General features: G+C 36.5%; 28 protein-coding genes and 2 pseudogenes. 26 read left to right on the forward strand and 4 right to left on the reverse strand.

From position 1 onward, the window contains the following. Positions 1–443 precede the first annotated feature (443 nt). Complete coding sequence (locus tag NQ488_03960) at positions 444–1,013, forward strand: CYTH domain-containing protein (GenBank protein UWN96475.1); 570 nt, start codon at positions 444–446, stop codon at positions 1,011–1,013. Positions 1,014–1,095: 82 nt separating this feature from the next. Here the strand turns inward: NQ488_03960 and NQ488_03965 are convergent. After that, positions 1,096–1,343 (reverse strand): annotated as a pseudogene (locus NQ488_03965) (IS21 family transposase). A gap of 205 nt (positions 1,344–1,548) precedes the next feature. Here NQ488_03965 and NQ488_03970 point away from each other — a divergent pair. Genes NQ488_03970 through NQ488_04005 form a run of 8 tightly spaced genes read left to right on the forward strand, consistent with a single transcriptional unit; the run spans position 1,549 to position 9,930 of the window. Beyond that, entirely contained in the window at positions 1,549–2,970 is a 1,422-nt protein-coding gene (locus tag NQ488_03970; GenBank protein UWN96476.1) for an acyl--CoA ligase, read from the forward strand. Positions 2,971–2,992: 22 nt separating this feature from the next. Continuing rightward, the gene (locus NQ488_03975) at positions 2,993–4,084 is read left to right on the forward strand and encodes a hypothetical protein (GenBank protein UWN96477.1); all 1,092 of its coding nucleotides are present in this window, start codon (positions 2,993–2,995) and stop codon (positions 4,082–4,084) included. Positions 4,085–4,100: 16 nt separating this feature from the next. Beyond that, a complete protein-coding gene (locus tag NQ488_03980) occupies positions 4,101–4,346 on the forward strand; it encodes an acyl carrier protein (protein ID UWN96478.1) in 246 nt (81 codons plus the stop codon). A 2-nt stretch (positions 4,347–4,348) separates the two neighbouring features. Then, positions 4,349–5,410, forward strand: a complete 1,062-nt coding sequence (locus tag NQ488_03985; protein ID UWN96479.1) for a nucleotidyltransferase family protein — start codon at positions 4,349–4,351, stop codon at positions 5,408–5,410. A gap of 28 nt (positions 5,411–5,438) precedes the next feature. Beyond that, positions 5,439–6,299 (forward strand): hypothetical protein, encoded by an 861-nt coding sequence (locus NQ488_03990; GenBank protein UWN96480.1) that lies wholly within the window; start codon positions 5,439–5,441, stop codon positions 6,297–6,299. After that, the gene (locus NQ488_03995; GenBank protein UWN96481.1) at positions 6,293–6,532 is read left to right on the forward strand and encodes a phosphopantetheine-binding protein; all 240 of its coding nucleotides are present in this window, start codon (positions 6,293–6,295) and stop codon (positions 6,530–6,532) included. Before NQ488_03990 ends, NQ488_03995 begins: the two co-directional genes overlap by 7 nt. Positions 6,533–6,545: 13 nt before the next feature. Further along, the gene (locus NQ488_04000) at positions 6,546–8,309 is read left to right on the forward strand and encodes an ABC transporter ATP-binding protein/permease (GenBank protein UWN96482.1); all 1,764 of its coding nucleotides are present in this window, start codon (positions 6,546–6,548) and stop codon (positions 8,307–8,309) included. After that, positions 8,287–9,930 carry an ABC transporter ATP-binding protein/permease gene (locus NQ488_04005; GenBank protein ID UWN96483.1) on the forward strand — a complete coding sequence of 548 codons (1,644 nt, stop codon included), beginning with the start codon at positions 8,287–8,289 and terminating at the stop codon, positions 9,928–9,930. The genes NQ488_04000 and NQ488_04005 overlap by 23 nt, the downstream gene beginning before the upstream one ends. A 107-nt stretch (positions 9,931–10,037) precedes the next feature. Here the strand turns inward: NQ488_04005 and NQ488_04010 are convergent, their stop codons facing one another. Further along, positions 10,038–10,247 carry a helix-turn-helix transcriptional regulator gene (locus NQ488_04010; protein UWN96484.1) on the reverse strand — a complete coding sequence of 70 codons (210 nt, stop codon included), beginning with the start codon at positions 10,245–10,247 and terminating at the stop codon, positions 10,038–10,040. Between the two features lie 75 nt (positions 10,248–10,322). Beyond that, positions 10,323–11,021 (reverse strand): helix-turn-helix domain-containing protein, encoded by a 699-nt coding sequence (locus NQ488_04015; GenBank protein ID UWN96485.1) that lies wholly within the window; start codon positions 11,019–11,021, stop codon positions 10,323–10,325. Between the two features lie 200 nt (positions 11,022–11,221). Between NQ488_04015 and dinB the strand changes: the two are divergent. The 14 genes and pseudogenes from dinB to NQ488_04085 all read left to right on the forward strand — a co-directional run bounded on the left by dinB (position 11,222) and on the right by NQ488_04085 (position 19,063). Continuing rightward, positions 11,222–12,265, forward strand: a pseudogene (gene dinB / locus NQ488_04020) (DNA polymerase IV). A 25-nt stretch (positions 12,266–12,290) separates the two neighbouring features. Further along, positions 12,291–12,533, forward strand: coding sequence for a LexA repressor (locus NQ488_04025; protein ID UWN96486.1), 243 nt, complete (start codon positions 12,291–12,293; stop codon positions 12,531–12,533). A 4-nt stretch (positions 12,534–12,537) separates the two neighbouring features. Further along, positions 12,538–12,792, forward strand: coding sequence for a hypothetical protein (locus tag NQ488_04030; protein ID UWN96487.1), 255 nt, complete (start codon positions 12,538–12,540; stop codon positions 12,790–12,792). A 185-nt stretch (positions 12,793–12,977) separates the two neighbouring features. Then, on the forward strand, positions 12,978–13,184 hold the full coding sequence (locus NQ488_04035) for a hypothetical protein (protein UWN96488.1): 207 nt from the start codon (positions 12,978–12,980) through the stop codon (positions 13,182–13,184). A 189-nt stretch (positions 13,185–13,373) separates the two neighbouring features. Next, a complete protein-coding gene (locus NQ488_04040; GenBank protein UWN96489.1) occupies positions 13,374–13,691 on the forward strand; it encodes a helix-turn-helix domain-containing protein in 318 nt (105 codons plus the stop codon). Between the two features lie 156 nt (positions 13,692–13,847). After that, the gene (locus NQ488_04045; GenBank protein ID UWN96490.1) at positions 13,848–14,216 is read left to right on the forward strand and encodes a recombinase family protein; all 369 of its coding nucleotides are present in this window, start codon (positions 13,848–13,850) and stop codon (positions 14,214–14,216) included. Continuing rightward, positions 14,200–14,367 (forward strand): hypothetical protein, encoded by a 168-nt coding sequence (locus tag NQ488_04050; GenBank protein ID UWN96491.1) that lies wholly within the window; start codon positions 14,200–14,202, stop codon positions 14,365–14,367. Before NQ488_04045 ends, NQ488_04050 begins: the two co-directional genes overlap by 17 nt. Beyond that, positions 14,354–14,701 carry a helix-turn-helix domain-containing protein gene (locus NQ488_04055; GenBank protein ID UWN96492.1) on the forward strand — a complete coding sequence of 116 codons (348 nt, stop codon included), beginning with the start codon at positions 14,354–14,356 and terminating at the stop codon, positions 14,699–14,701. Before NQ488_04050 ends, NQ488_04055 begins: the two co-directional genes overlap by 14 nt. Position 14,702: 1 nt before the next feature. Beyond that, positions 14,703–15,122, forward strand: coding sequence for a recombinase family protein (locus NQ488_04060; GenBank protein UWN96493.1), 420 nt, complete (start codon positions 14,703–14,705; stop codon positions 15,120–15,122). Positions 15,123–15,127: 5 nt separating this feature from the next. Beyond that, positions 15,128–15,487, forward strand: a complete 360-nt coding sequence (locus NQ488_04065) for a type II toxin-antitoxin system PemK/MazF family toxin (protein ID UWN97099.1) — start codon at positions 15,128–15,130, stop codon at positions 15,485–15,487. After that, positions 15,474–15,710, forward strand: coding sequence for an excisionase (locus NQ488_04070; protein UWN96494.1), 237 nt, complete (start codon positions 15,474–15,476; stop codon positions 15,708–15,710). The genes NQ488_04065 and NQ488_04070 overlap by 14 nt, the downstream gene beginning before the upstream one ends. A gap of 77 nt (positions 15,711–15,787) precedes the next feature. Then, positions 15,788–16,987, forward strand: a complete 1,200-nt coding sequence (locus NQ488_04075) for a site-specific integrase (GenBank protein ID UWN96495.1) — start codon at positions 15,788–15,790, stop codon at positions 16,985–16,987. A gap of 232 nt (positions 16,988–17,219) precedes the next feature. Continuing rightward, positions 17,220–17,696, forward strand: coding sequence for a low molecular weight phosphotyrosine protein phosphatase (locus NQ488_04080; GenBank protein ID UWN96496.1), 477 nt, complete (start codon positions 17,220–17,222; stop codon positions 17,694–17,696). A gap of 149 nt (positions 17,697–17,845) precedes the next feature. After that, complete coding sequence (locus NQ488_04085; GenBank protein ID UWN96497.1) at positions 17,846–19,063, forward strand: NAD(P)-dependent oxidoreductase; 1,218 nt, start codon at positions 17,846–17,848, stop codon at positions 19,061–19,063. A 175-nt stretch (positions 19,064–19,238) separates the two neighbouring features. On the opposite strand, the gene NQ488_04090 is transcribed toward NQ488_04085, so the two are convergent. Further along, a complete protein-coding gene (locus tag NQ488_04090) occupies positions 19,239–20,021 on the reverse strand; it encodes an AraC family transcriptional regulator (protein UWN96498.1) in 783 nt (260 codons plus the stop codon). A 191-nt stretch (positions 20,022–20,212) separates the two neighbouring features. Between NQ488_04090 and NQ488_04095 the strand changes: the two genes are divergently transcribed. The 3 genes from NQ488_04095 to gatA all read left to right on the forward strand — a co-directional run bounded on the left by NQ488_04095 (position 20,213) and on the right by gatA (position 23,869). Beyond that, the gene (locus NQ488_04095) at positions 20,213–21,874 is read left to right on the forward strand and encodes a glycoside hydrolase 43 family protein (GenBank protein UWN96499.1); all 1,662 of its coding nucleotides are present in this window, start codon (positions 20,213–20,215) and stop codon (positions 21,872–21,874) included. A 180-nt stretch (positions 21,875–22,054) separates the two neighbouring features. Next, positions 22,055–22,348: an Asp-tRNA(Asn)/Glu-tRNA(Gln) amidotransferase subunit GatC gene (gene gatC, locus NQ488_04100; GenBank protein UWN96500.1), complete on the forward strand. Its 294-nt coding sequence runs from the start codon at positions 22,055–22,057 to the stop codon at positions 22,346–22,348. Positions 22,349–22,429: 81 nt separating this feature from the next. Further along, entirely contained in the window at positions 22,430–23,869 is a 1,440-nt protein-coding gene (gene gatA, locus NQ488_04105; protein UWN97100.1) for an Asp-tRNA(Asn)/Glu-tRNA(Gln) amidotransferase subunit GatA, read from the forward strand. Positions 23,870–23,873: the final 4 nt, after the last annotated feature.

Below are 23,873 nucleotides of genomic sequence, written 5' to 3' on the forward strand. Positions count from 1 at the left end.
AAGAGTAAAATTATATTTTTGTCTTTATGGAGAGTTTTCACTGGTCTAAGTTATTTCGAATTGTTAATTGAAAAAAGTGAAAATGATAAAGCTATTGTTTCTGATTATTGGAAAGTATATACCGAACTTATGCACATGTATGAAGATGAGAATGTCAATCCAAAACTGCTTTACAAGTTAAAAATGTTACTTTGAAAATGTAAAAAATAATGTAATATTATGTAATGGTGGAAAGTGAAAGTTTATGAAAAAAAGAATCTGATGTGACAATGTTGAGATGTTTAATTAAGAAAACAGAAGAAAATACTCAAAAAAGGTTATTGGAGAGGGCGGTTTATTAGGCTGAAGTGTGTGGTGCTTTATTAAATCGCATGTTTATTTGATATGTCTACATATATATATGTTTAATTGTCATCACTAAGATAATCCTAGAGGGGGTCAATATGTCTGATTTAGAGAAGGAAATAAAAATTCTGCTGGATGAAAAGCAGTATCTTGAAGTTATGAATTATTTTGATTTTGAAGAACCGGTTGAGCAGACAAATTATTATTATGCGAATGATGCGATAGTGAGCAACAATATAACCATACGTATAAGAGAGAAACTAGGAAAACTCAAACTTCAGTTTAAGGTTCCGCAAAAGATAGAGGGCTCTTTGCATGTGAAAGAAGAATTTGAGCAAAATGTTGATGAAGTGTCAGATTACATTTCGAAGGATGAAATATATGGTACTTGTGGCTTTCTTTGTAAGGATGATGCCAAGTTACTTGGAAATTTAAAAACAATAAGAAGGATATGCAATAAATACCAATATGTTGAAATTGCTCTCGATAAGAATTCCTATTTCGATGTTGTAGATTATGAAATAGAGATAGAATATATTGGCGAATTTCCGCAACATATTTTATATGAATTGGAAAAAATTAATATATATTCAGGTAAAGAAGTAAGTGGAAAAAATAAACGATTTCTAAACGAGTATAAGAAAGTAGTAGCCAATATTAAAAGATGACAATATACGGACATTTGCAACATAAGGAGAGTTGGATAATAATATTCTGGAAAAATAAGGCGTGTTGCCAGTAATCGCATTTCTTATCAAGAAATAGACTACACAGGCTACCTTCTTTTTTCTGGAAGGTTTTAGTAGCATTGAACTGTTCAAGTTTTCCCTAATAGCGAAATTTAATTCAGCCAGAGAAAAGAACTGTTCATTTCGAAGGACTGCAGAAAACTATGTAGATACATTTCTTACTGTTCCTTCAGCGCTAGACTTGTTTTTGGATTTGCGTACCCGTGCCGGAATAATTGATGTACCGTAATGTTCAGCTAATTCATAGTATGGGGTAATTGTGTTATTACAGCTATAAGTGAAAATAAAGAATATGTATAAGTTAGAGTTGATTTATAGTTTCGTTTTTTAATATTTAGATTTGCATGTGTGAAAGTGATAAAAGAAAGGAACTTTGATATATTTTAAATGCGTTAAAATGTTTGGCGTGCAGTATTAGTAAGTAATAATTTTTTGTGTGTAGGAGAATGAAAAAATGTATGACTATTTAAGAAAAGCTGTGCAGCAGTTTCCAGAGAAAATTGCTATTAAATATAAAGACGTCGAATTGTCTTATAGTGAGTTAGATGATGTGATTAAGAAAATCGCTGATGAATGTTTTTCTGACATTGAAAGATGTAATATAGGAATAGTTGTAAATAGTCCTATGTTATTTACCATGAGCTTGATGGCTGTTAGTTATATCGGATGTGTAGCAGTACCTATATATGCTTATACCGGCAAGGAAAAAATAAAAGAATTAGTAAAACAGTTTTCATTGGAATATGTGATATTTGAAAAAGGTTATGATGTATTGAGCTGCGAAGAGAGTACTACGGTTTTATCAGATTTGATCATTCACAAAGAAGTAAGCGTTGGTAAAAATCATAGCGATAAGAATTGTGAAATTATCTTATTAACATCAGGTACGACAGGTGCACCAAAGGGGATAATGTTATCTCGGGATAATATAAAAAGTAATGTAGAAGCTATAGGTGACTATTTGAGACTAACGTTAAATGATAAAATATTTATGGTTAAAAATATGAATCATAGTTCAAGCATTATTGGAGAGTTGTTGATAGGCTTAGATAATATGTGTACTATAATTTTTAATTCAAAAATTTTGACGGCTTCTAGCATGGTTAATTCTATACTTGATAATAATATTACTGTGTTTTTTGCAGTGCCTACTATTCTAAGAGAAATTATATTAAAGCACAAACAACTTAATTTAGAAAAAATAGGTCATTTAAGAATAATTAATTTTTATGGTGCACCAATGTCTTCACAAGATATTGTTAAATTGGTAGAATTACTTCCTAATTGTAATTTGATATATTCTTATGGATTAACGGAAGCTTCGCCAAGAGTTACATATATTATGGGTTCGGACTTATTAAAAAAGGCTGGTTCTAGTGGAAGACCTATCAAGAATGTTAAAATAGAAATTAGTAATAAAGGGATTGATAATAATGGAGAGATTGTTGTTAGCGGTCCTAATGTTATGCTGGGGTATTATAACGATGCAGAAAAAACTCGCAAAACTATTGTTGATGGGAAATTATATACGGGTGATTACGGATATATTGATGAGGATGGATATTTATATGTACAAGGCCGTAAAGATAATATGATAATTAGTGCAGGTAAAAATATTTATCCTGAAGAAATTGAACAGGTATTACAAACAGCAGAAGGTGTAAAAGAGGTGCTTGTTCGAAATGTTTCTGATGATAAAGGTGTAGAAAAGTTTATAGCATATATTGTTACTGATGATATTGAGCCTAATATGAGTTCCTTATTTGAAGTGTGTAAAAATAGATTAGAGAATTATAAGATACCTAGTAAGTTCGTGTATGTAAAAGAATTAGAGAAAACACCTAGTGGAAAAATAGTTAGAAAACAACAGTTATAAGTCCGTGATAAGGAGGAAAATTATGGATGAATTAGTAAATACGGTTCAAAGTATGAGTAAAAGTACTAATGATATTGATATAAAGCTACCTATAGTGTTTCCGCCCCCTATATGCTATGCTTTATTTGCAGCTGATAAGTTGGCGATTATTATGAATAACCCAAGTGCTATGAATTGGATATATAATAACTTTATACAACTTGTATTTTATTCTGATAATTTGGAAAACATAGATCCACATACACATTATTTATCGATTTGGCCAATTGATTTGATGAAAATAGATCAGAGAGGTGGCAATTTATTCTTAAGGGAACACATAATTAATAATAATATAATGGAGTTGAATAAAGAGAATCTCGTTGATTGCATTAAAATGTGGATTGATCAAGGATTGTATATTATTGCGAATATAGACTCTACAAAAATATCTAAAACAAGATATTTTGGCAGAAAACCATTCTGCCATTCTGCTTTTATATTTGGATACAATGAAATAGGAATATATCAGGTAGATTTTTTGAATTCAGGTCAGCTTGATATAATTAATGTTCCATATGAAGAGTTAATTGAAGCTTTCTTTTCTCCGGAACTACCTAACATATTTAGGACAGAAAAAAATATGGAGGTTGATTATAATATAACTTTAATCCAACTTAGGGATAATATAAAATGTGATTTGAATGGTGAGGTAATCAAGTTTTGGATAGAAGAGTATTTACAAGCAAAAACTATTCAGACGCATAATAACTTCTTTGTTCGGTTTGAGAATACTGTATCGGGAATTAAAATTTATGATTGTATGATTAAAATGGTAAAGAAGATGAAAGAAGACAATGAGCTTGATTATAGAATGTTTCATGCACTGTATGAGCATAAATCTATAATGGTTAAGCGTGTAGAGGAGTTAATGAATCAAGGATTAATATCTAGTGATGAGGTCCTTGTATCAGAGGCAGAAGAAATGGAAAAAATCTCTGATATTTGTAGAATGATGGTGCTGAAATATAACATTCTTCCGAGAGATGACATGCTAGAAGAACTTGAAAGAAACTTACTGGAATTAAAAGATAAAGAGATTATCTTTTTAACCAAGTTGAGAGATAAATTATAAGGAGGGCGTGAGTAAGATGGATACTATAATCGAAAAAATAAAAGCTATTATTAAAGAGAATTATAATATTGAGATTGAAGAAGATGAAGAACTACGTGAAAAAGGAATTGATTCATTGAGGACAGTCAAGCTAATTGTAATTATTGAGCAGCAGTTTAATATAAGTTTTCCTGTTGAAAGTATGAATGGCACAGATTTGAAGAATGTAAGAACTATATCTAAATGTATATATGATATTATAAAAAAGGAAGAGAGGATATAATTATGAATAGAGAATTGATTTTTAAGTTGTCAGACGCTTTGTTAGATGAGAAGGTTACAGTTGAGGATGAAGATTGGGAGTTGCTATTAGGACAGATTGTTACTAATAGGGTTGTAGGAATTGCTTACAAGAATTTAAAGAAAAGTGAAGTGAAAATGGCAAATGAGATTGAACAGTGTCTGAAAAGTACGCTAGATTATAATGTAAGAAAAACAAAAGATTACATTGATAATGTTAAGTACATAGGCACAATCATGTCAGAAGCATCATTTAATTATGCATTGTTGAAAGGCGCATATTTGGCTACCAAGGTTTATGAAATAGGGAATAGAACATCGAATGATATAGATATTTTTCTGCATTCAAGTGATTTGACAGAATGTCAAGAAATACTTAAGAAAAATGGATTTATTCAAGGCTATTTTGCTAATGGAGAGATTATTCCCGCAACACGTAGAGAAATATTGATGGCAAGAATGAATTATGGTGAAACTGTTCCGTTTTTGAAAATGGTAAATGGAAACTTGCTTGAACTAGATCTTAATTTTTCGCTTGATTTTAAGCCTAGTGGGAATAGTGAAATTATGAGCAAGATGTTATCTGATGTAAGTTATGTTGAGTTAGATGATGTTGGATTTAAGACTCTTAAATTGACAGATTTTATTATTCATTTGTGTGCACACTTGTATAAAGAAGCTACTACATATGATTGGGTTGTTGGTAGAAGAGATCTTAATTTATATAAATTTAGTGATATTAATGTACTGTTAAGAAAGATGTTGGATGAAAAGCTTTGTAAAGCTTTGGTTGAACGAATAAAGGAGTTTGATATTAAAAATGAATGTTATTATTCATTCTATAATTCAGGTTTGATTTATCCTAAATTGTATGAAAATCAATATTTTAAACAACTACTTGATGGTATTAAGCCAGAATCATTGAGGTATATGAAACAAATAGTTTGGCCTGTTAAAAAAGAATTATATGAATATCAACATGATTTTATAGAGTGGTTTTTACATAAGGATAGAGTAAATGAACTTAAATTAGTAACTGAGGAATAAATGTTTGGTATTGAAAGAAGGGTTTTATATGATAGTAGGACAAATAAAACAAGGGAATTTGGGAAACAAGCTTGCTTTATCTTGCGTTGAGAGACAACTATTATACATACTTGAAGCCAATCAAGTTAATTCCAATATATTATTCGTAGAAAGCTATTCAAGTGTTGAAACGATACTTGATTATTTTATGAACGAAGATATGAAATATGTTGAGTTCAATATCTTTAATAGATTGCAATATATTGCAAGCGAAAAAGGCATTATAGATATAGAATATGTTGAAGTTAGGGATGAGGATTTCATTAATAAATACGAATATATATTATTAGGAGCTGATATAGAGTTTTTGAAAAAAACATATGGTTCTTCTGTATGGAGTGACGAACATTATGTATTGATTACTCAGAAGGATGCAGATACATATTACTATCTAAATGATAGTCCATATGATGAACGTATTATTTCAAAAGAAGAAATGCATGAATTGAGTACAAGTAGTGCTATTGGAATAACATTAAAGAGAAAGCCTATTGATGAGAAAGATGTTTTAAGACAATTTTGTGATAAGTTGAATAGTGATGATTCTGCCAGAAGGTATCAATTAAAATCAGTAAATGAAAATTCTTTGTTGCAATTAAGAGATGCATTGGGGATAATAAGGGTAATGAGAAGACGTAATTATTACTTTATTTCTGAATATGTGGATGCCGATTTTATGAATGAATATTTAAAAGGATTGGATTCAAAATACATAAAGTTAGAATATAGACGTCTGAGAAAAACAGCTATTGATATGGATTTTATAAATGAGTTTACATCAGAACTAATTAAAGATGACATAGACATTACAAATAAAATTAAAGAAAAAATAGGAGAAAGAATATGTTAGGAAAGATTGTTAATGAGATTAAAAAGTTGGTGAATAATGGAATTGATGCAAATATTACAGAGGAGACTAGTTTGGTTGAATTAGGAATTGATTCATTAATGACCGTTGAGTTGGTATTATGGTTAGAAGATGCATTTAATATTCAGTTTAATGATTCGGATTTGGAAATGGAAAATTTAAGAAATGTCAGAGATATAGTTAATCTTGTAAATAAGTATATTGAGCAATGTTAGGTCAGTAATCACAATGAAAAATGTACAACTATTTTTTAAGGTAATAACGAAAAAAGTGTATTTATTAATAGCTTTTGTTATTCTCTCTTATATGACATCACAAATTGTTGCAACTGGAACCGGTCTTATATCAGATTCTATAGATGCAGTGTTGGTGTCCAAAGTGTTAGAAATTAAATCATTATTGATGCAAATTTCCTTGTTAATTTTAGCAGCTATGGCGTGTTCGATTATTAAAAAGATAAGTATAGAAAGCTATTCAATTTCGCTACAAAAGATTTATCGAGAAAAAATCATATATAAACTTGGAAAGTTAAAATATGATTATGTCAACAAAAATAGAGGAGAAATCATAACAAAGCTGACATCTGACATAGGTGATTTAGGTAAGTTTTTATCAGAAAATTTACCAGATATTATTTATTCTTTGGTGATGATAATAACATTTAGTATATCTATAATGATTATGAATTATAGGTTGATGTTGAGCATTTTGATATGCTATCCGGTTGTTTTGCTTATAGGAGACAAACTATCTAAAAGGTTAAATGAGCTTGCAAAAAATCGTAAGGGTAAGTATGATGAATTGACTGATGCAGTGATGGATGCTGTGGGTGGCATTGAAATTGAACGAAGCTATTGTTTGTATGAGGAATTAACAAATAGAATTAATATAATAGCTAAATGTATATTAGGAAATGAGTACAAACGTAATACTTATCAGGCTATGGCTAATGGATTGCAAAATTTAATAAAATGGTTCCCTAATGTGGTTTGTACTATTATAGCACTTGTCGAAGTGCTTGCTGGAAGATTATCGGTGGGAGAATTGATGGGCTTTGTGGTTTTATTTGTAAAGCTCTCATCCTATATGAGCGAATTACCAGCATATATTAATGATGGTCGTGAGTTGTTTGTTTCGGTTAATCGAATAGAACAATTATTGGAAGCACCGGTTGAAAAATCAGGCAATTACTATTTGAAGGAGATTTACGAGGGTAGAGATGTCGTAGGACTTAAAAATGTAACATATCGGTATGAAGATAATTCTAGTAGGAATGTGCTTGATAGTATTAATGTTACATTTAAGAAAGGAACTACCAATGCGATTGTCGGTGAATCAGGGTCTGGTAAATCGACATTATTTAAGTTATTGTGTGGTTTTGAAAGGCCGGTTAATGGTACATATGAATTATATGGTGTGGATTTTAATAAATGGCAGTTGGATAAAGCACGCGAATTATTTGCAATTGTACCTCAGAATTCTTTTATGTTTCCAGAATCAGTTTATGATAATTTGCGATATGGTAATGAGGAGGCTACAATGGAGCAAATAATTGTGGCATGTAAATCTGCTGGTATCTATGAACGGATTATTTCTTTACCTGATAAATTTGATACGATAATAGGTGAAAATGGTGCTGAATTTTCAGGTGGAGAAAAACAGAGAATAGCAATTGCCAGAGCTCTTGTAAAGAATGCACCAATAATTCTATTAGATGAACCAACTTCTGCACTTGACGTAAAGACAGAGTCAATAATTAATGAGACAATGGAGGAAATTGCAAAGAAACATGATAAAACAATAATTATTATTGCACATAGATTATCGACAATTAAGAATGTGAATAGAATAATTGTTTTACATAAGGGAAAACTTGTTGAGGATGGAAAACATAATGAATTGATAAAAAATAATGGTTTTTATGCAAGTTTATACAATAAAGAATATATCGAAAAGGAGGGAGAAAATCATGAAGATCAAGATTCTCTTTAAGTATTTAAAGCTCATGAAAAGAAGACTTCCTCTTTATATGTTAAGTATTTTGTTTATGACAGCATTTGGTGCACTTTTTGATGTTGCATGCTCGATGGTGACGAAAAATGTGTTCGTTGTAGCGCAAAAAGGTGTAATGGTAAAAAATGATGTTGTATTGTTTGTGGTATATATTGTTGCAGGATTTGTTGCTGTTATACTCTCGGCTGTGTTTATGAAGATATACAATAATGAGGCTAAAAGAAGTTCATTAGAGATTAAACAACTAGTATTTGCGAAAAGTATGAGGCTTCCTATGAGGTATTACGATATACATCATAGTGGAGAGATAATGTCTAAGTTTGTATATGAAACAGATATGGCTAATGACATATATGGTTCAAGACTAAGAAGAGTATTGGCTCCAATAATCTCTGTTGCAGTGTATGTTATTGTTATGATGCAATTGTGCTGGTCATTAACGTTAACTTTACTACTATTTAATGTGCTTATAGTTGTTCTTAACGGACTTCTGGCAAAGCCTATGAGTCAAGTTGGCAAAGCCATGGCTGATAGTAATGCTAAGATGACAGAGAAACTTACAAATATTCTTTTAGGCATAGAGGTGAAGAAACTTTACGATTTAAAGTATATAAATGAGGATAAATATGCTAAAGAAAGTAATGTTTATGTAAGTCACCAGAAGAAGAAGATGGCAATAGGTGCTTTATTAGAGATGTTTTATAATGGATTTGATTTGTTGTGTGCATTGTTGTTCTTGGCAGTTGCTACTGCTTTTATTCAGAATGATTGGGTATCTGTTGGAAATGTTGCGGCTATTTATACTATGTATGGAGCATTAAGCATTAGATTTTTACAATTGGGCAAAAGCTATCCAGAGTTGATGAATTGTTTAGCCTATGCGGAAAGAGTATTTGGATTTTTGCAAATAGACGAGGAAAGAGATATATTAAATTCAGAAACTACAGTTCGTGTGTTCAACTGTGAAAATGCAGTTGATGTAGTTGATATAAGTTTTAGTTATGATGGAAAGCGTAAGGTATTTGAAAAAAGGAGTTTGTTGATAGAAAAAAATAAGACGGTGGCTATAGTTGGTAAATCAGGTGGTGGAAAAAGTACTCTTGCTAAGCTGATGCTTGGGTTCTACAATATCCAAGAGGGCGATATATTGTTATTTGGAACCTCCATAAAAAAGCTAGGACTGATTAATGCTAGAAATCTTATTGCTTATATTCCGCAAGAGCCATATTTATTTGGAGTTAGTATAAAAGAGAATATCCGATATGGTAATTTGAAGGCGAGTGATGAAGAAATAATTATAGCAGCGAAACTTGCTAATGCGCATGATTTTATTATGTATCAAAAGGAAGGATATGATACATTGATAATTAACGGGGGAAAGAGCCTTTCAGGTGGGGAGAGACAACGGATTGCAATAGCCAGAGCTATTGTAAAGGATGCACCCATAATTCTTATGGATGAAGCAACTTCAGCGTTGGATAATGAATCAGAAAGAAGGATTCATGAAGCTTTAGAGCAGTTGAAACACAATAAAACAGTCATAGTCATTGCCCACAGACAAGAGACAATTAATATAGCTGATACAGTAGTCGAGGTTTAAAAAATCCCCTATAGGTAGTTTTCTGACATATTAGAGTGTAGGTATTAATTGCCTATAGGGTGATTTGATATATTAGATAGCATAAGTTAATAAGATAACATTGCATATTAATGTTCTTCTTCTGACAGTGAAAAAAGTTCTTCTACAGAAATTCCTAGATAACGGGAGAGGCGTAGAGCAAGTTCTAAGGAGGCGTTTCTTTCGCCACGCTCTATTCTTCCAATGGTTCGTCCACAGGAGCCGATAGCAACAGCCAAATCTTCCTGACAGATATTTCTTTCGGTTCGTATTTGCTTAAGTGTAGTAGATATAGCCATTAATATCCCTTCTTTCATAAAATTCTTAAATTGGTAAGCTAATTATAGCAAAAAACATAGTCCAATAATCTGTACTTAACCAACGACTTTGCCAAAGACTTTGAAGGAGCTGGTTTCTTTAATCGGAATCGGTTCATATCTAGTATTGAGGGACAGAAGGAAAAGTCCATCTTCATCATCTTTTAGTTTCTTACAGTATGCGTTTCCATCAAAATAAAAAATTCCAATTTCTCCGGTGGATAAAGTTTCCTGTTGATGTACCCATACAATCTGACCATTGATAAATTGAGGTTCCATACTGTCGCCACTGATGCGAATACCAAAATCAGCTTCAGCAGGAACTTCTTCACCTACTTCAAGGATAGAGTAGTTTTCTCCATCAAGAAAACTTCCAGTTCCGGCTGATGCAGGAATATCAAATAGCCGGATATTTCTTCTAAATGGAATAATTACTGCAGGAGTAGGAGTGTACATACCGGACATTTTCAATAGTTCTATATATTCTTTTGCTTTAGCCTGTCCTTCTTCATTAAGGTCAGCTAAAGGATTATCAGGATTTTCACCATAATGTTCTCCATATATATCAGTTATATTTAATAACTTGCATAGAAGTAAAAGAACAGAAATACTAGGTTCAGCAGCATCTTTTTCCCACGTAGATATAGCTTTATTGGTTAAGCTGTAACCATGAGTTCCAAGCATATTGGATAGTTCTACTTGAGATATACCAAGCTTTTTTCTGTGAGTTGATATGATTTCTCCTAATGAACGCATACAAAGGCCTCTTTTCTGTTAATATTTGTAGGTATAGTATATAACAAGCAAGTTATAAAATCAAGTAAATTCCAATATAAATAGAACATACAACCAACTTGTCACTTGTAATCCGATTGGATTAGATATATACTTGCCCGTGTAGGGAAGAGCATATAAGTTATTTCCACAGAAAGAATTTGACTGGAGGTGAATGAGAAATGGAGCGAACCATATTGCATAGTGATATCAACTGCTGTTATGCAGCGATTGAGCATTTGCATCACCCGGAACTATCCGGAAAGCCATTGGCAGTAGGAGGGGACCCGGAGTCAAGACATGGAATTGTACTGACTGCTGACTACATTGCCAAAAAATACGGTGTGAAAACAGGAATGGCACTCTGGCAGGCAAAGCAGGTATGTCCAGACATCACATTTATTTCGCCGAGAATGGATCTGTACTTACGATTTTCTAGGATGGCTCATGAGATATATGCAGAATATACAGATTTGCAGGAACCTTATGGGATTGACGAGTGCTGGCTGGATGTGACAGACAGTACAAGCCTGAAAGGTGACGGACTTATGATTGCACAGGAAATCAGCAATCGTATGAAGTCAGAGCTTGGAATTACAGTAAGTATTTGAGTTTCTTTTAATAAGATATTTGCCAAGTTGGGTTCTGATTACAAGAAACCCGATGCGATAACAACGATGTATAAGTCGGAGTTTAAGCATAAGGCATGGGCATTGCCTGTGGGCGATTTATTATATGTAGGTCGCAGTACGAATCAGAAGCTTACGAAGTTCAGGATTAAGACCATAGGTGATCTGACACGAACGGATGAAGCTTTTTTACACAGTCAGCTTGGCAAGATGGGAAACATCTTATGGTCATTCTCCAATGGCTATGATGATTCACCAGTCAAAAAGGAGAATACCCATGCTCCTATTAAATCAGTGGGTAACAGCACAACGACGCCGAGGGATTTGGAAAATGATGGGGATGTAAAGATAGTTCTTTATATCCTGGCTGAAAGTGTTGCTGCAAGACTTCGTGAGAATGGATTCCGCTGCAGGGTGGTGGAGATAAGTGTGCGGGATAATGAGTTATTCTCGTTTACCCGTCAGAAAAAGATAGACCACGCAACGAATATCACCGGAGAGATAGCGGCATACGCTTATCAGATAGTTAAGGAGAATTACCATTGGCAGAAACCAATCCGGAGTGTCGGAGTCAGAGGAGCAGACCTCGTAACAGACAGCATAGACAAGAGGAGGCGGGACAATGAGTTATAGCAGACAGATAGACCTTGCAGACAGGGAACAGCTGACATCAAAACAGCAGCGTATCTATGAATGTATTATAAGATACCAGCGGCTGCATGGGTTCGTACCAACAATCAGGGAATTATGCGGTATGTCGGGTTTAGCATCCACATCAAGCATATATGGACATTTGAAAAATTTAGAGAGAAAAGGCTATATTGCAAGGAAGACGGAATCTTCCAGAGCAATAGCAATCTTGTAAGGAGGTGATTACATTGAGTGATAAGGTATATGTCGATGTACTGACAGAGTTTTCAAAGGACGGACTGCTTATCCCCAAAGAGATTACATGGGAAGATGGCAGAAAGTATGAGATAACACGAGTAAAAGATAAACGCAGGGCTGCCAATACCAAAGCTGGGGGCGTGGGAGAACGCTATACCTGTGTGGTGGATGGAAAGGAAATATTTCTTTTCTACGAAGATAACAACATGTGGTTTATGGAAAGAGCCGGAGCCTGATGTGCTTATGTGCTGACAACAAAAGCACATAATATATCAGTTAGCTTATAGATCAGCATCGCTGGGGAATGGAATACCATTCATCGGAACTCCCGGCACAAGGCTTGCAAAGGTGATTTCCCTTTCCTTTACGAGTACAAAGTTGTAGGTAATGATGATTTTGTATGAATAAGGAGCGAACTGAATTGAACAAAGAGTTAAAGATTATAGAGATTAGATGTAAGAAGTGTAACAAGCTGATGATGAATTATTATCTGAGTGGAGATGATTCTATGATTGCATTACAGAATATTGGAATTAAGTGTGACAGGTGCAAGCGAGTCATGATACTCAAGAAATATACAGAAGGCATAATGAAAGAACAGTCAGAAAGCAGTTCTTTCAGAATATAACATAGAAACAAAAAAATTGAATTACAGCCCACCTGATAAGGGCACATCGTAAGATGGAAGCACCAGAGACGCAGGGGAAACGAACAGTATCTAGGATACTGGTTTCCTCGTGCGTCTTTTTTGTATGTGTAAATTAGGTGGATGCAGATTTCCTTCTTGTTCGTTTCCAGGGGCGGCAAGGAGGAATATATGTACTACGATATTAAAGAAAGCGGAAAGAGATTATCAGAGTTAAGAAAAATGAAGGGATTAACACAACAGCAGGTTGCAGATGAGCTTGGAATAGATGTAGATACTGTGCGAAAGAACGAACAGGGAAGAAGAGGATTATCCATAGATACCGCCAGCATGTATGCTGAATATTATCATTCAACAATTGACTATATAACACATGGTAAAGAAAGCAGTAATGATGAAGTTACTGCAATGTTAGCAGAATATCCGGAAGAGGTTAGAAACAAGGCAGCTAAATTATTAAAGAACATTCTTGATACATTAGCAGAATAAAATTAGGACTCAGAGTACCAGCGACTGGGCGGATTGAGCCCACGACTGGCAGCTTGTACTAAGGTAAGATAAACATGTGCTAAGGAACAGCACACCACGAGAGTGGAGGCGCCAATACTCTCCAATACAAATCAGAATGTAAAGGAGATTAATTAGATGAATAAGTATAACGGAACATATATGTATGAAGGACTTTTATTTATTAAGTCCATGATGAGCTTTAACAATGTAATGAAGCAGGCTGTAGAAGATCAGGCATATGCATTTAAGGTTGGAATTGAGTGTAATGATGTTGCTGTGGATGATGGTGTTTCAACATCTGTTGACAGAGAGCAGATGCGTAATCTGATTGAAAAGTTAGAGACTGGGAAATACGCTGTGCTGGTTGTAGAAGATATATATGACATTACTCGTAATCCAGAGGATTTGATGGCGATGATGGACAGAATCAACAATCTGGTTGTCACAATTTTTGATCTTGGCACGATGAGTGCGAGGTATAACAACCATGCAGTTGAGTGTTAGGACAGTCAGGAAGTATTCCTATATCGTCTATCCTTCAGAAGTTGTGGTATATGATGACTGTGGCAACGCAGTTGTCAAATGCCCGACTGAACAGGAAGCAAAGGAATATATAAGGAATCTGGAAAGTGAGGCAAAGGATGATGACATATGATATTTATGCAGTTGGCGATGCGTTAAGAACTATAAGAAATAAGCTGGGATATACCCAGAATAATATGGCTGAGAGGCTTGATGTCAGTTATATTCACTATTCTCAGATAGAGCAGGGAAGACATCGTATGAGTTTGGAACTTATGATGAAAATTGTATCTGAATTTGGCATTGAACCAAATACGTTGCTTGGGATTGATAATAGCAAGAAAGAAGATGCGGTTTGTGAAATAGAAAACAGAATAAAAATGTTTAAGCCTAAAGAACAGGAGTACTTAACATCTGCTTGCTTGATTTTTATAGATGGCTATGAAGCCAGAAAGGAAGTGGTTTAGGATGAGAAGAGCAGGAAGAAAGAAAAAGCCACTTGTAGTACAGCCAATTAAATGTGTAGTGATGCTTTCTTCTGATGAGGAACATGATTGTATTGTTGCAGAGAAAAAGGAGAATAAGCAGCTTAATAGAATAATGGAGTTTGCGGATAATAATAATCTGATTCCAATGAAAATATTTCGGAGAGGAATATTCGGAAGACGATTGAGTGATGAAGTTTTTTATAAGGCAGTAAGGTACATGAGGGCAGGTAAGGCGGATGCTCTTGTTGTGACAAATCTTGATGCTATATCAGATGGAGTTGCAGATTCATATTTAAAGGTTGGTATAGTCAGAGAGGCAGGATTTAGATTATTCAGTGTTGATGAAAAAGAACCTAAATTATATTTATATGAACCTCCAAAGCGAGGTGATATACAGTGAAAATAATGAGAAATACGATTATCTGGGCGGAGTTGAAGAGTGGAATTAAGCATATACAAGCAGGGCAAAGACCTTGTATTGTTGTAAGTTGTGATAAGGCAAATAGAAACGCACCAGTATATACAGTTATCCCAGGGACAACTAATTTGGGGAAAAATCATATTCCGGTCCATTTTGAGATTGATCCTAGAGATATAAAGGGATATCTGAAATGTACAACAATGTTTCTGCCTGAGCAGATAATAACAATAGATAAGAGTCAGATAATACAGACTGCTGGAATCATCACGAATACAGAGGCAATAAAGTTGATTGATGAGATGCTGATACGGCAATTACAGATTGGAGAGTATGATGGAAGATGAATTGGAAATGGAATCAGTTACATCAAGTCAAGATATTCCAGTTTGGAAAAGGTATTTACTTACGATACCAGAAGCATCTCAATATTATCATATTGGAGAAAAGAGATTAAGACAGATGATTGATATTTATCCAAATGGAGAATTTTATCTGATGGTGGGAAATAAGGTTCTGATTAAAAAGTTGCAATTTGAGCAGTTTCTTATGGATTCGAGCGTAATTTAAAATATTAGTAGAAAAGGGGGCACAAATGTGGTACAATAACCATGCTAGGGCTCTCTTTTTTGAAAGGAGACATATAGATGAGTGAAAAAAGACGAGATAATCGTAATAGAATTCTTCACGAAGGAGAGTACCAACGAGCAGATGGAAGATATCGTTTCAGATGTGTTGACAGTCATGGAAATGAAATCAACATATATAGTTGGCGTTTAGACCATAATGATCCTATACCGAAGGGAAAAAAGATGGAGCTTTCTCTTAGAGAAAAGGAAAAACAGATTGAACAGGATATGTTCAACGAACTTGTTCCGAAGGGTGGAGGACTTACTGTATTAGAGTTAGTAGAAAAGTATGTGGGTCTTAAAATAGGTGTCAGACAGAGTACTTATGCCGGGTATAAGACGGTAATAAATCTGCTGAAAAAAGATGATTTTGGTAAGAAGAGAATTGATAAGGTTAAATTATCAGATGCGAAAGCATGGCTGATTAAACTTCAGAGAGTGGATAAGAAAGGGTATAGCTCAATTCATACAATACGTGGAGTTCTAAGACCAGCATTTCAGATGGCAGAAGAGGATGATTTGATTCGTAAGAATCCATTTGGATTTGAACTGGTTAATGTAATTGTGAATGATAGTGTACGAAGAGAGGCAATTACTAAGAGGCAGGAGAGAGAATTTCTTCGATTTATAAAAGAGGATTCACATTTCTGCAAGTATTATGATGCAATTTTCATTTTGTTCAATACAGGACTTCGTATATCAGAGTTTTGTGGACTTACAAAATCAGATTTAGACTTTAAAAACAAGAGAATAAAGGTAAATCACCAATTACAAAGAACAAGCCAGATGCAATATATCATTGAAAAGCCTAAGACGGAAAGTGGTGAGCGATATGTTCCTATGTCGGACGAGGTGATGGCTTGCTTTAAAAGAATCTTGGCTAACCGGGTTAATCCAAAGGTGGAACCTATGGTGGATGGCTTGACAGGATTCCTGTTTCTTGATAAGAATGATATGCCTATGGTAGCATTGCATTGGGAAAAGTATTTTCAACATATCAGGGAGAAATACAACAGTATATATAAGGTTCAAATGCCTGTTGTTACACCTCATGTATGTAGGCATACGTTTTGTTCCAATATGGCTAAGTCAGGGATGAATCCTAAAATGTTACAGTACATTATGGGGCATTCAGATATAAGTGTCACAATGAATACTTATACACATGTAAAATTTCAAGATGCACAGGAAGACTTCCAGAAGGCAATCAATGCATAGTGACGAAAGTAATATGTGGAAGAATGAGAGTTTTGTCAGTAATTATGCGATTTCCCAATTTCTTACCTGTCGTTTCCCAACGGCAGAAAAGCCTTTGGTACAGATTTGAAATTTACCAAAGAATTTACCAAAATTGCTGACAAAAATATGCCAAGATATGCAAAGATATGCCAAGATAAGGTGAAAATAAAGAAAGGTAAAAAGGCTTGAAAAGCCCGAAAATAAAGGAAATATGGGAAAAATCAAAATATTATTTGTCTGCCACGGCAACATCTGCCGCAGCACCATGGCCCAGAGCATCTTCACTTATCTGGTGAAGCAGGCAGGGCTTGAGAATGATTTTGAGATTGAGTCAGCGGCGACAAGCCGTGAGGAGATTGGGAATCCGCCACATTACGGCACAGCAGCAAGGCTGAGAGAGGCGGGAATTCCGCTGGTGTCACACAGGGCTGTCAGGATGACAGAGGAAGATTACGATTACTACGATTATCTGATAGGAATGGACAGTGCTAATATAAAAAATATGCAGCGTATTGCGGGTGGTGACCCGGATGGTAAGCTTCATAAGCTGATGGAATATGCAGGCAAAGGGGCAGCAAGGGATGTCGCAGATCCGTGGTATACGGGAGATTTTGAGGCAACCTACAGGGATGTTACGGCCGGGTGCAAAGGCCTGTTAGAATGTCTGAAAAAAGATAATAAAATTTGATATTTTCTTAACAAAATAACTTTGTTAAGAAAATAACTTAATTAATTTAAGGAAAATGATAGAAATTCTGTAATAACACTTGATAATTTCTCAAAAAGCAAGTACTATTTACATAGACGTGTTATTAGATTTTGAGGAGGAGACAGGTTATGGCAGATCACGTAATTAACGAAGCAAAAAGGTGTCTTAACTGCAAGAAGCCAATGTGCAGAACCGGATGTCCGATTAATACACCTATTCCACAGATGATACATGAATTCCTGAACGGGGGAATCACAGAAGCAGGTAAGATGGTATTTGAGAACAATCCGCTCTCTATAATATGCTCACTTGTCTGCGACCACGAAGCACAGTGCGAAGGACATTGCATAAGAGGAATTAAGGAAAGCCCTGTACATATAAGCAGCATAGAGAATTATATTTCAAGCAACTACTTTGACAAGATGGAGATTGTAAGAGATCCGCTTAAGAACAAGAAGGCAGCAGTAATCGGTTCCGGTCCTGCCGGAATTACAATAGCAACAATACTTGCCAAGAGGGGATATGATGTGACGGTATTTGAATCACGTGAGAATATCGGTGGTGTATTAAGATACGGTATACCGGAGTTCAGACTCCCTAAGTCAATCCTTGACAATTATCGCAAGAAGCTTTATAAGCTCGGCGTAAGATTCCGTCCGAACACAACAATCGGTGGTGCAATAAGTGTTGATGATCTGTTCAGGGATGGTTATCTTGCGGTATTCATCGGAACGGGAGTGTGGAGGCCTAACTCACTGAATATTAAGGGTGAGAGCCTTGGTAATGTGCATTTTGCAATTGATTACCTTGTTAACCCGGATTCATATGATCTTGGCGAGAAGGTAGCAATAATCGGAGCAGGCAACTCCGCAATGGACGTTGCACGTACAGCACTCCGTAAGGGGGCAAGAGAGGTTACTGTATATACGCACAGCGAGAAGGTTCGTGCAAGCGTAAGAGAAGTTGAATATGCACAGATTGACGGTGTTAATTTTGAGTATTGCAAGTCACCTGTAGAGCTTACTGACAAGGGACCTATATTTGCAGACATCATTATTAATGAAGATGGCGAGAAGATGGTACAGGCGGGAACAGAGAAGCTTTATCCGGCTGATACAACATTTATCGCGGTAAGTCAGGGACCTAAGGATAAGATTGTGTCTACAACGCAGGGAATTGATGTTAACCAGAGAGGTCTTATCACAGTTGATGAGAATGGTAAGACTACGAGAAATGGTATCTTTGCAGCAGGCGATGTTGTTAACGGCGCTAAGACGGTTGTTGAGGCTGTTAAGTTCTCTAAGGCAGTTGCTGATGCGATGGACGAGTATATGCAGACACTGTAATTGAAGGATATTTTATTTAATTGAACAGACTGAGTTGAATAAGCTGAGCCCCGGCCTGGCAGGTATTAATAATTCCTATGAATAATATCTGTCATTCCGGGGCTTTTAATTAGTTTTGTCAGCTATATACCGGTTTTGCAAATGTATTTCATGACCATGCATGCAGTCCGTCTGCCTACAGATTCCTGTATTCCTGTGGTGTCACTCCATATACACGCTGAAATGCCCTGTAGAATGTACGGCTTGAATTAAAGCCGCTTGCATAGCCGATATCAGTCACGGTCATATGTGTATTCTTGAGAAGATGCGCGGCATGTTCTGAACGGCATCGGCCGAGATACGCAGGGAATGATTCGTGTATCTTATCAGAAAAAATATGTGAAATGTAGAATTTGTTAAGACCGAGGTCATGCGCGATTGTGTCAAGCGACATGTCTTCTTTAAAATTATCTGCGATGTACTCGATTAACGTATGGCAGATATCTACAGAATCGCCGGTCTCCACGGAACTCTGCATCGTAAGCAGCGGCATGATGCATCCGAGGATTATATGCATGTAGCCCTGGGCAATCCGGAAGTCACGTCCGTTGGCGCAGCAGTCGAGAATGTGGTCAATTGCATAGGTACATTCATGTGGAATTGTATCCTTTGTAAGAACAGGTACTTCAGGCCTTCGGCGTGAAAGTTCATTTATATAGCCACCGGCAAATTCAGGATTGAATATCATAAGTATTGCCTCGGATTCACCAAGACTTTCAGTGCTGTGTGGCCGGTTTGGAAATGCAACAGACAGATCTCCGGCATTAAGCACATAGGAATTATCATCGATAGTGACGCGAAGCTGCCCGCTTTTTACGTAGATCATCTCGACCTGCCGGTGAAGATGAAGCGGATATGTGTTATTTAGTGTGGTTGTTACGCTATATTCTTCTTCACGATTCTGATAAAATGCACTCATATATAGTCCTCCGGTCTGTGAGATAATGATACTGACATCATTATAATACACAAAATGCATATTAACAATATATGACATAATGAACATTCACGTTGGCATGCAAAAAATGTGTCCGTGTTTTATATTAAAATTAATTTAAATGATTCATGAAGGCACTATTTTGAAATCACAGATATAAGGAGAGCAGCATTATGAGTATTGTAAATCAGAATTTTACCATAAGATATAATTTTGACAGTATGAAGCCACAGAGTATGTGGAATGCCGATCTTGGTGACAGATATTCTAATCCGGTGCTGTATGCGGATTACTCAGATCCTGATGCCATAAGAGTTGGTGAAGATTATTTCATGATTGCGTCGAGCTTCTGCAATTCACCGGCACTGCCAATCCTTCATTCAAGGGATATGGTGAACTGGAAGGTTATTAATTATGTGCTTAAGCATGTTCCTGAAGACAGGTATGATGAACCTGTCCATGGCTGTGGAGTATGGGCACCTGCAATAAGATATCATGAAGGAATCTATTATGCGTGTTTTCCGATGCCGGATGAAGGCATATATATGAGCACAACAACTGACCCATGGGGTGAATGGTCAGAGCCTGTCAATATAAGACCGGGAGCGGGCTGGATTGACCCATGTCCGTTCTGGGATGAGGACGGAAAGGCATACCTTGTTGCAGGAGTTGCAAAGAGCCGTATCGGATATAAAAGCGTGCTGCATATGGTTGAGATGCAGCCGGACGGAATGGGGCTCATTGGGGAAGAGGTAAAAGTCTTTGATGGCAATCTCAATGACCAGATTACGATAGAAGGCCCGAAGCTTTATAAGCGCAATGGCTGGTATTATATATTTGCACCGGCTGGCGGTGTAAAGACCGGATGGCAGACGGTGCTGCGTTCACGCAATATATTCGGACCATATGAGTACAAAGTAGTTATGCGTCAGGGTGATACTCCTGTTAATGGCCCTCATCAGGGAGCGTGGGTTGACACTGTAACAGGTGAGGACTGGTTTATTCATTTTCAGGATGTATATGCAGCAGGAAGAATTACGCATCTTCAGCCTATGCACTGGGAGAATGACTGGCCGGTTATCGGAATAGCCAAGAATGGCAATGATTACGGAGAACCGGTACTTGAGTACAGAAAGCCTGATGTAGGTGATGTTGAGACTGCTGTATGTGAGCCGGATTCATCCGACAGCTTCTGCAGTAAGAATCTCGGACTACAGTGGCAGTGGAATGCCAATTATGACAAAAAATGGTATTCGTGTACAGAACGTGGTCTCATACTTAATGCAATGTTCAAAGAGGCTGACAGACCTCTCGGAGATGTTCGCAACCTGCTGCTGCAGAAGTGGCCGGCACCGGAATTTACGTGCATAACGAAGATTGATGTTACAGGAATGAAGGAAGGTGACACGGTCGGAATTATTTCAATGGGAATGCTCTATGAAGGGCTTGCATTGACAAAGAATGCTGCCGGATTTGGTGTTAGTGTAACAGAAGGTATGCAGCATTTTGATAAGGAGAAGGCAATAACTGACGAGCAGACCAAGACGGTTGCACAGCTTGCTGCAGCTGAATGTGCAGATGGTGTATGGTTTATGTATAAGGTCGTAAGGACAGGATACAGGGATATCAGCGAAGAAGAGAAACATACTCCGGTGGAGATGCTGGGTCTGTATTACAGCGTTAACGGCACTGATTTTGTCAAATGCATATCTGCTGAATCTAAAGCAGGCCGCTGGGTTGGCGTCAAGAATGGCATATACTGCATAAGCGATAACGATGACGGCGGCTGTGTTACTGCAAAATATGTCAAATATATAAAAAACGATAACATTTAATTTGCTTGCAAATGAGCTGTGAATATGCTAACATAAGCATATTAATGGTAAAAGCCGTGAAGGCTCTTGAGCAGAAGTGGATTATCCCTTTGATGCGGGTGATACCGATTAGTATATCCGTCCCGGCATATATCATTTTACTGATATGTGCCGGGACTTTTTAATTTGATGGAGGTAGAGATGGCAAATATTATTTCTGACGAAACAATTGATTATGTTGGAATTCTTGCTAAACTGGAACTTTCGCCTGAAGAGAAGGAAGAGGCGAAGAAGGATATGGGAAGGATGCTCGATTATGTAGATATGCTTAACGAACTTGATACATCAGGTGTGGAGCCTATGTCACATGTGTTCCCTGTTAATAATGTATTCCGTGAGGATGTTGTTACTAATGGTGACGACCGTGATAATATTACAGCCAATGCACCGCAGAAGAAGGATGGAGCATTTATGGTACCTAAGACATTTGTCTAAGACAATTGTCTAAGACATTCGCCTAAGACAATTGTCTGATTATTTTAAATATATGATTTGGAGGATATAGACGTGGATTTGATGAGTCTGACAGCCGTAGAGCTTGGCAGAAAGATAAAAGCCAAAGAAGTTACCGTCAGGGAAGCAGTCCTTGCGGCATATGACAAGATTGATGAGAAGGAAGCTGAACTTAACTGTTACGTTACAACAACGAAGGAAGCAGCACTTGCTAAGGCGGATGAAGTTCAGGCTAAGATTGATGCGGGTGAACTTACAGGACCTCTTGCAGGTGTGCCTGTTGCAATTAAGGACAACATGTGTACCAAGGGAGTGCTTACGACATGCGGTTCCAGAATACTTGAGAATTTTGTGCCTACATTTACGGCAGAAGCAGTAATTAACCTTGAGAAGGCAGGTGCTGTAATTCTCGGTAAGACTAATATGGATGAGTTTGCGATGGGAAGTACGACGGAGACATCGCATTACGGAGCAACTAAGAATCCATGGAATACAAAGCATGTTCCGGGCGGTTCATCAGGCGGTTCAGCTGCAGCAGTTGCAGCTGATGAGTGCAGCTTCGCACTTGGTTCAGATACAGGTGGTTCTATAAGACAGCCGAGCTCATACTGCGGCGTTACGGGTATGAAGCCTACTTACGGAACAGTATCAAGATACGGACTTATTGCCTATGGTTCTTCTCTTGACCAGATAGGACCTATAGCTAAGGATGTTACGGACTGTGCAGCAATACTTGAAACGATTGCATCATATGATCCTAAGGATTCAACATCAATCAGGAGAGATGATTATGACTTTACATCAGCACTGGTTGATGATGTTAAGGGGATGAAGATAGGAATACCGAAGGATTATCTTATCGAAGGGCTTAATCCTGAGGTTAAGGCAGCGATTATGAATGCTGCACATAAGCTTGAAGAAAAGGGTGCTGTTGTTGAAGAATTTGACTTAAGTCTCGTAGAATATGCGATTCCTGCATACTATGTAATTGCATGTGCTGAGGCAAGTTCTAATCTCGCAAGATTTGACGGTGTTAAGTACGGATACCGTACACCTGAATATAATGAGCTCCACGAGATGTACAAGAAGACACGTTCAGAGGGATTCGGACCTGAGGTTAAGAGAAGAATCATGCTCGGTTCATTTGTATTAAGCTCAGGATATTATGATGCTTATTATCTTAAGGCACTCCGTACAAAGGCGCTTATAAAGCAGGCATTTGATAAGGCGTTTTCTAAGTATGATGTAATTCTCGGACCTGTTGCACCTACAACTGCTCCTGAGATAGGTTCATCACTTGCAGATCCTATCAAGATGTACCTTGGAGATATTTATACAATCTCTGTTAACCTTGCAGGTCTTCCGGGTATCAGTGTTCCGGGGGGATTTGATTCAAAGGGTCTTCCTATCGGTGTGCAGATGATTGGCAACTGTTTTGAAGAGAAGAAGATTATCAGGACTGCATATGCATTTGAACAGTCTCTGAAGGCAGAGAGAATATAGGAAA

It is taken from the genome of [Bacteroides] pectinophilus, assembly GCA_025146925.1.
In the GTDB taxonomy this organism is placed as follows: Bacteria; Bacillota; Clostridia; order Lachnospirales; family Lachnospiraceae; genus Bacteroides_F; species Bacteroides_F pectinophilus.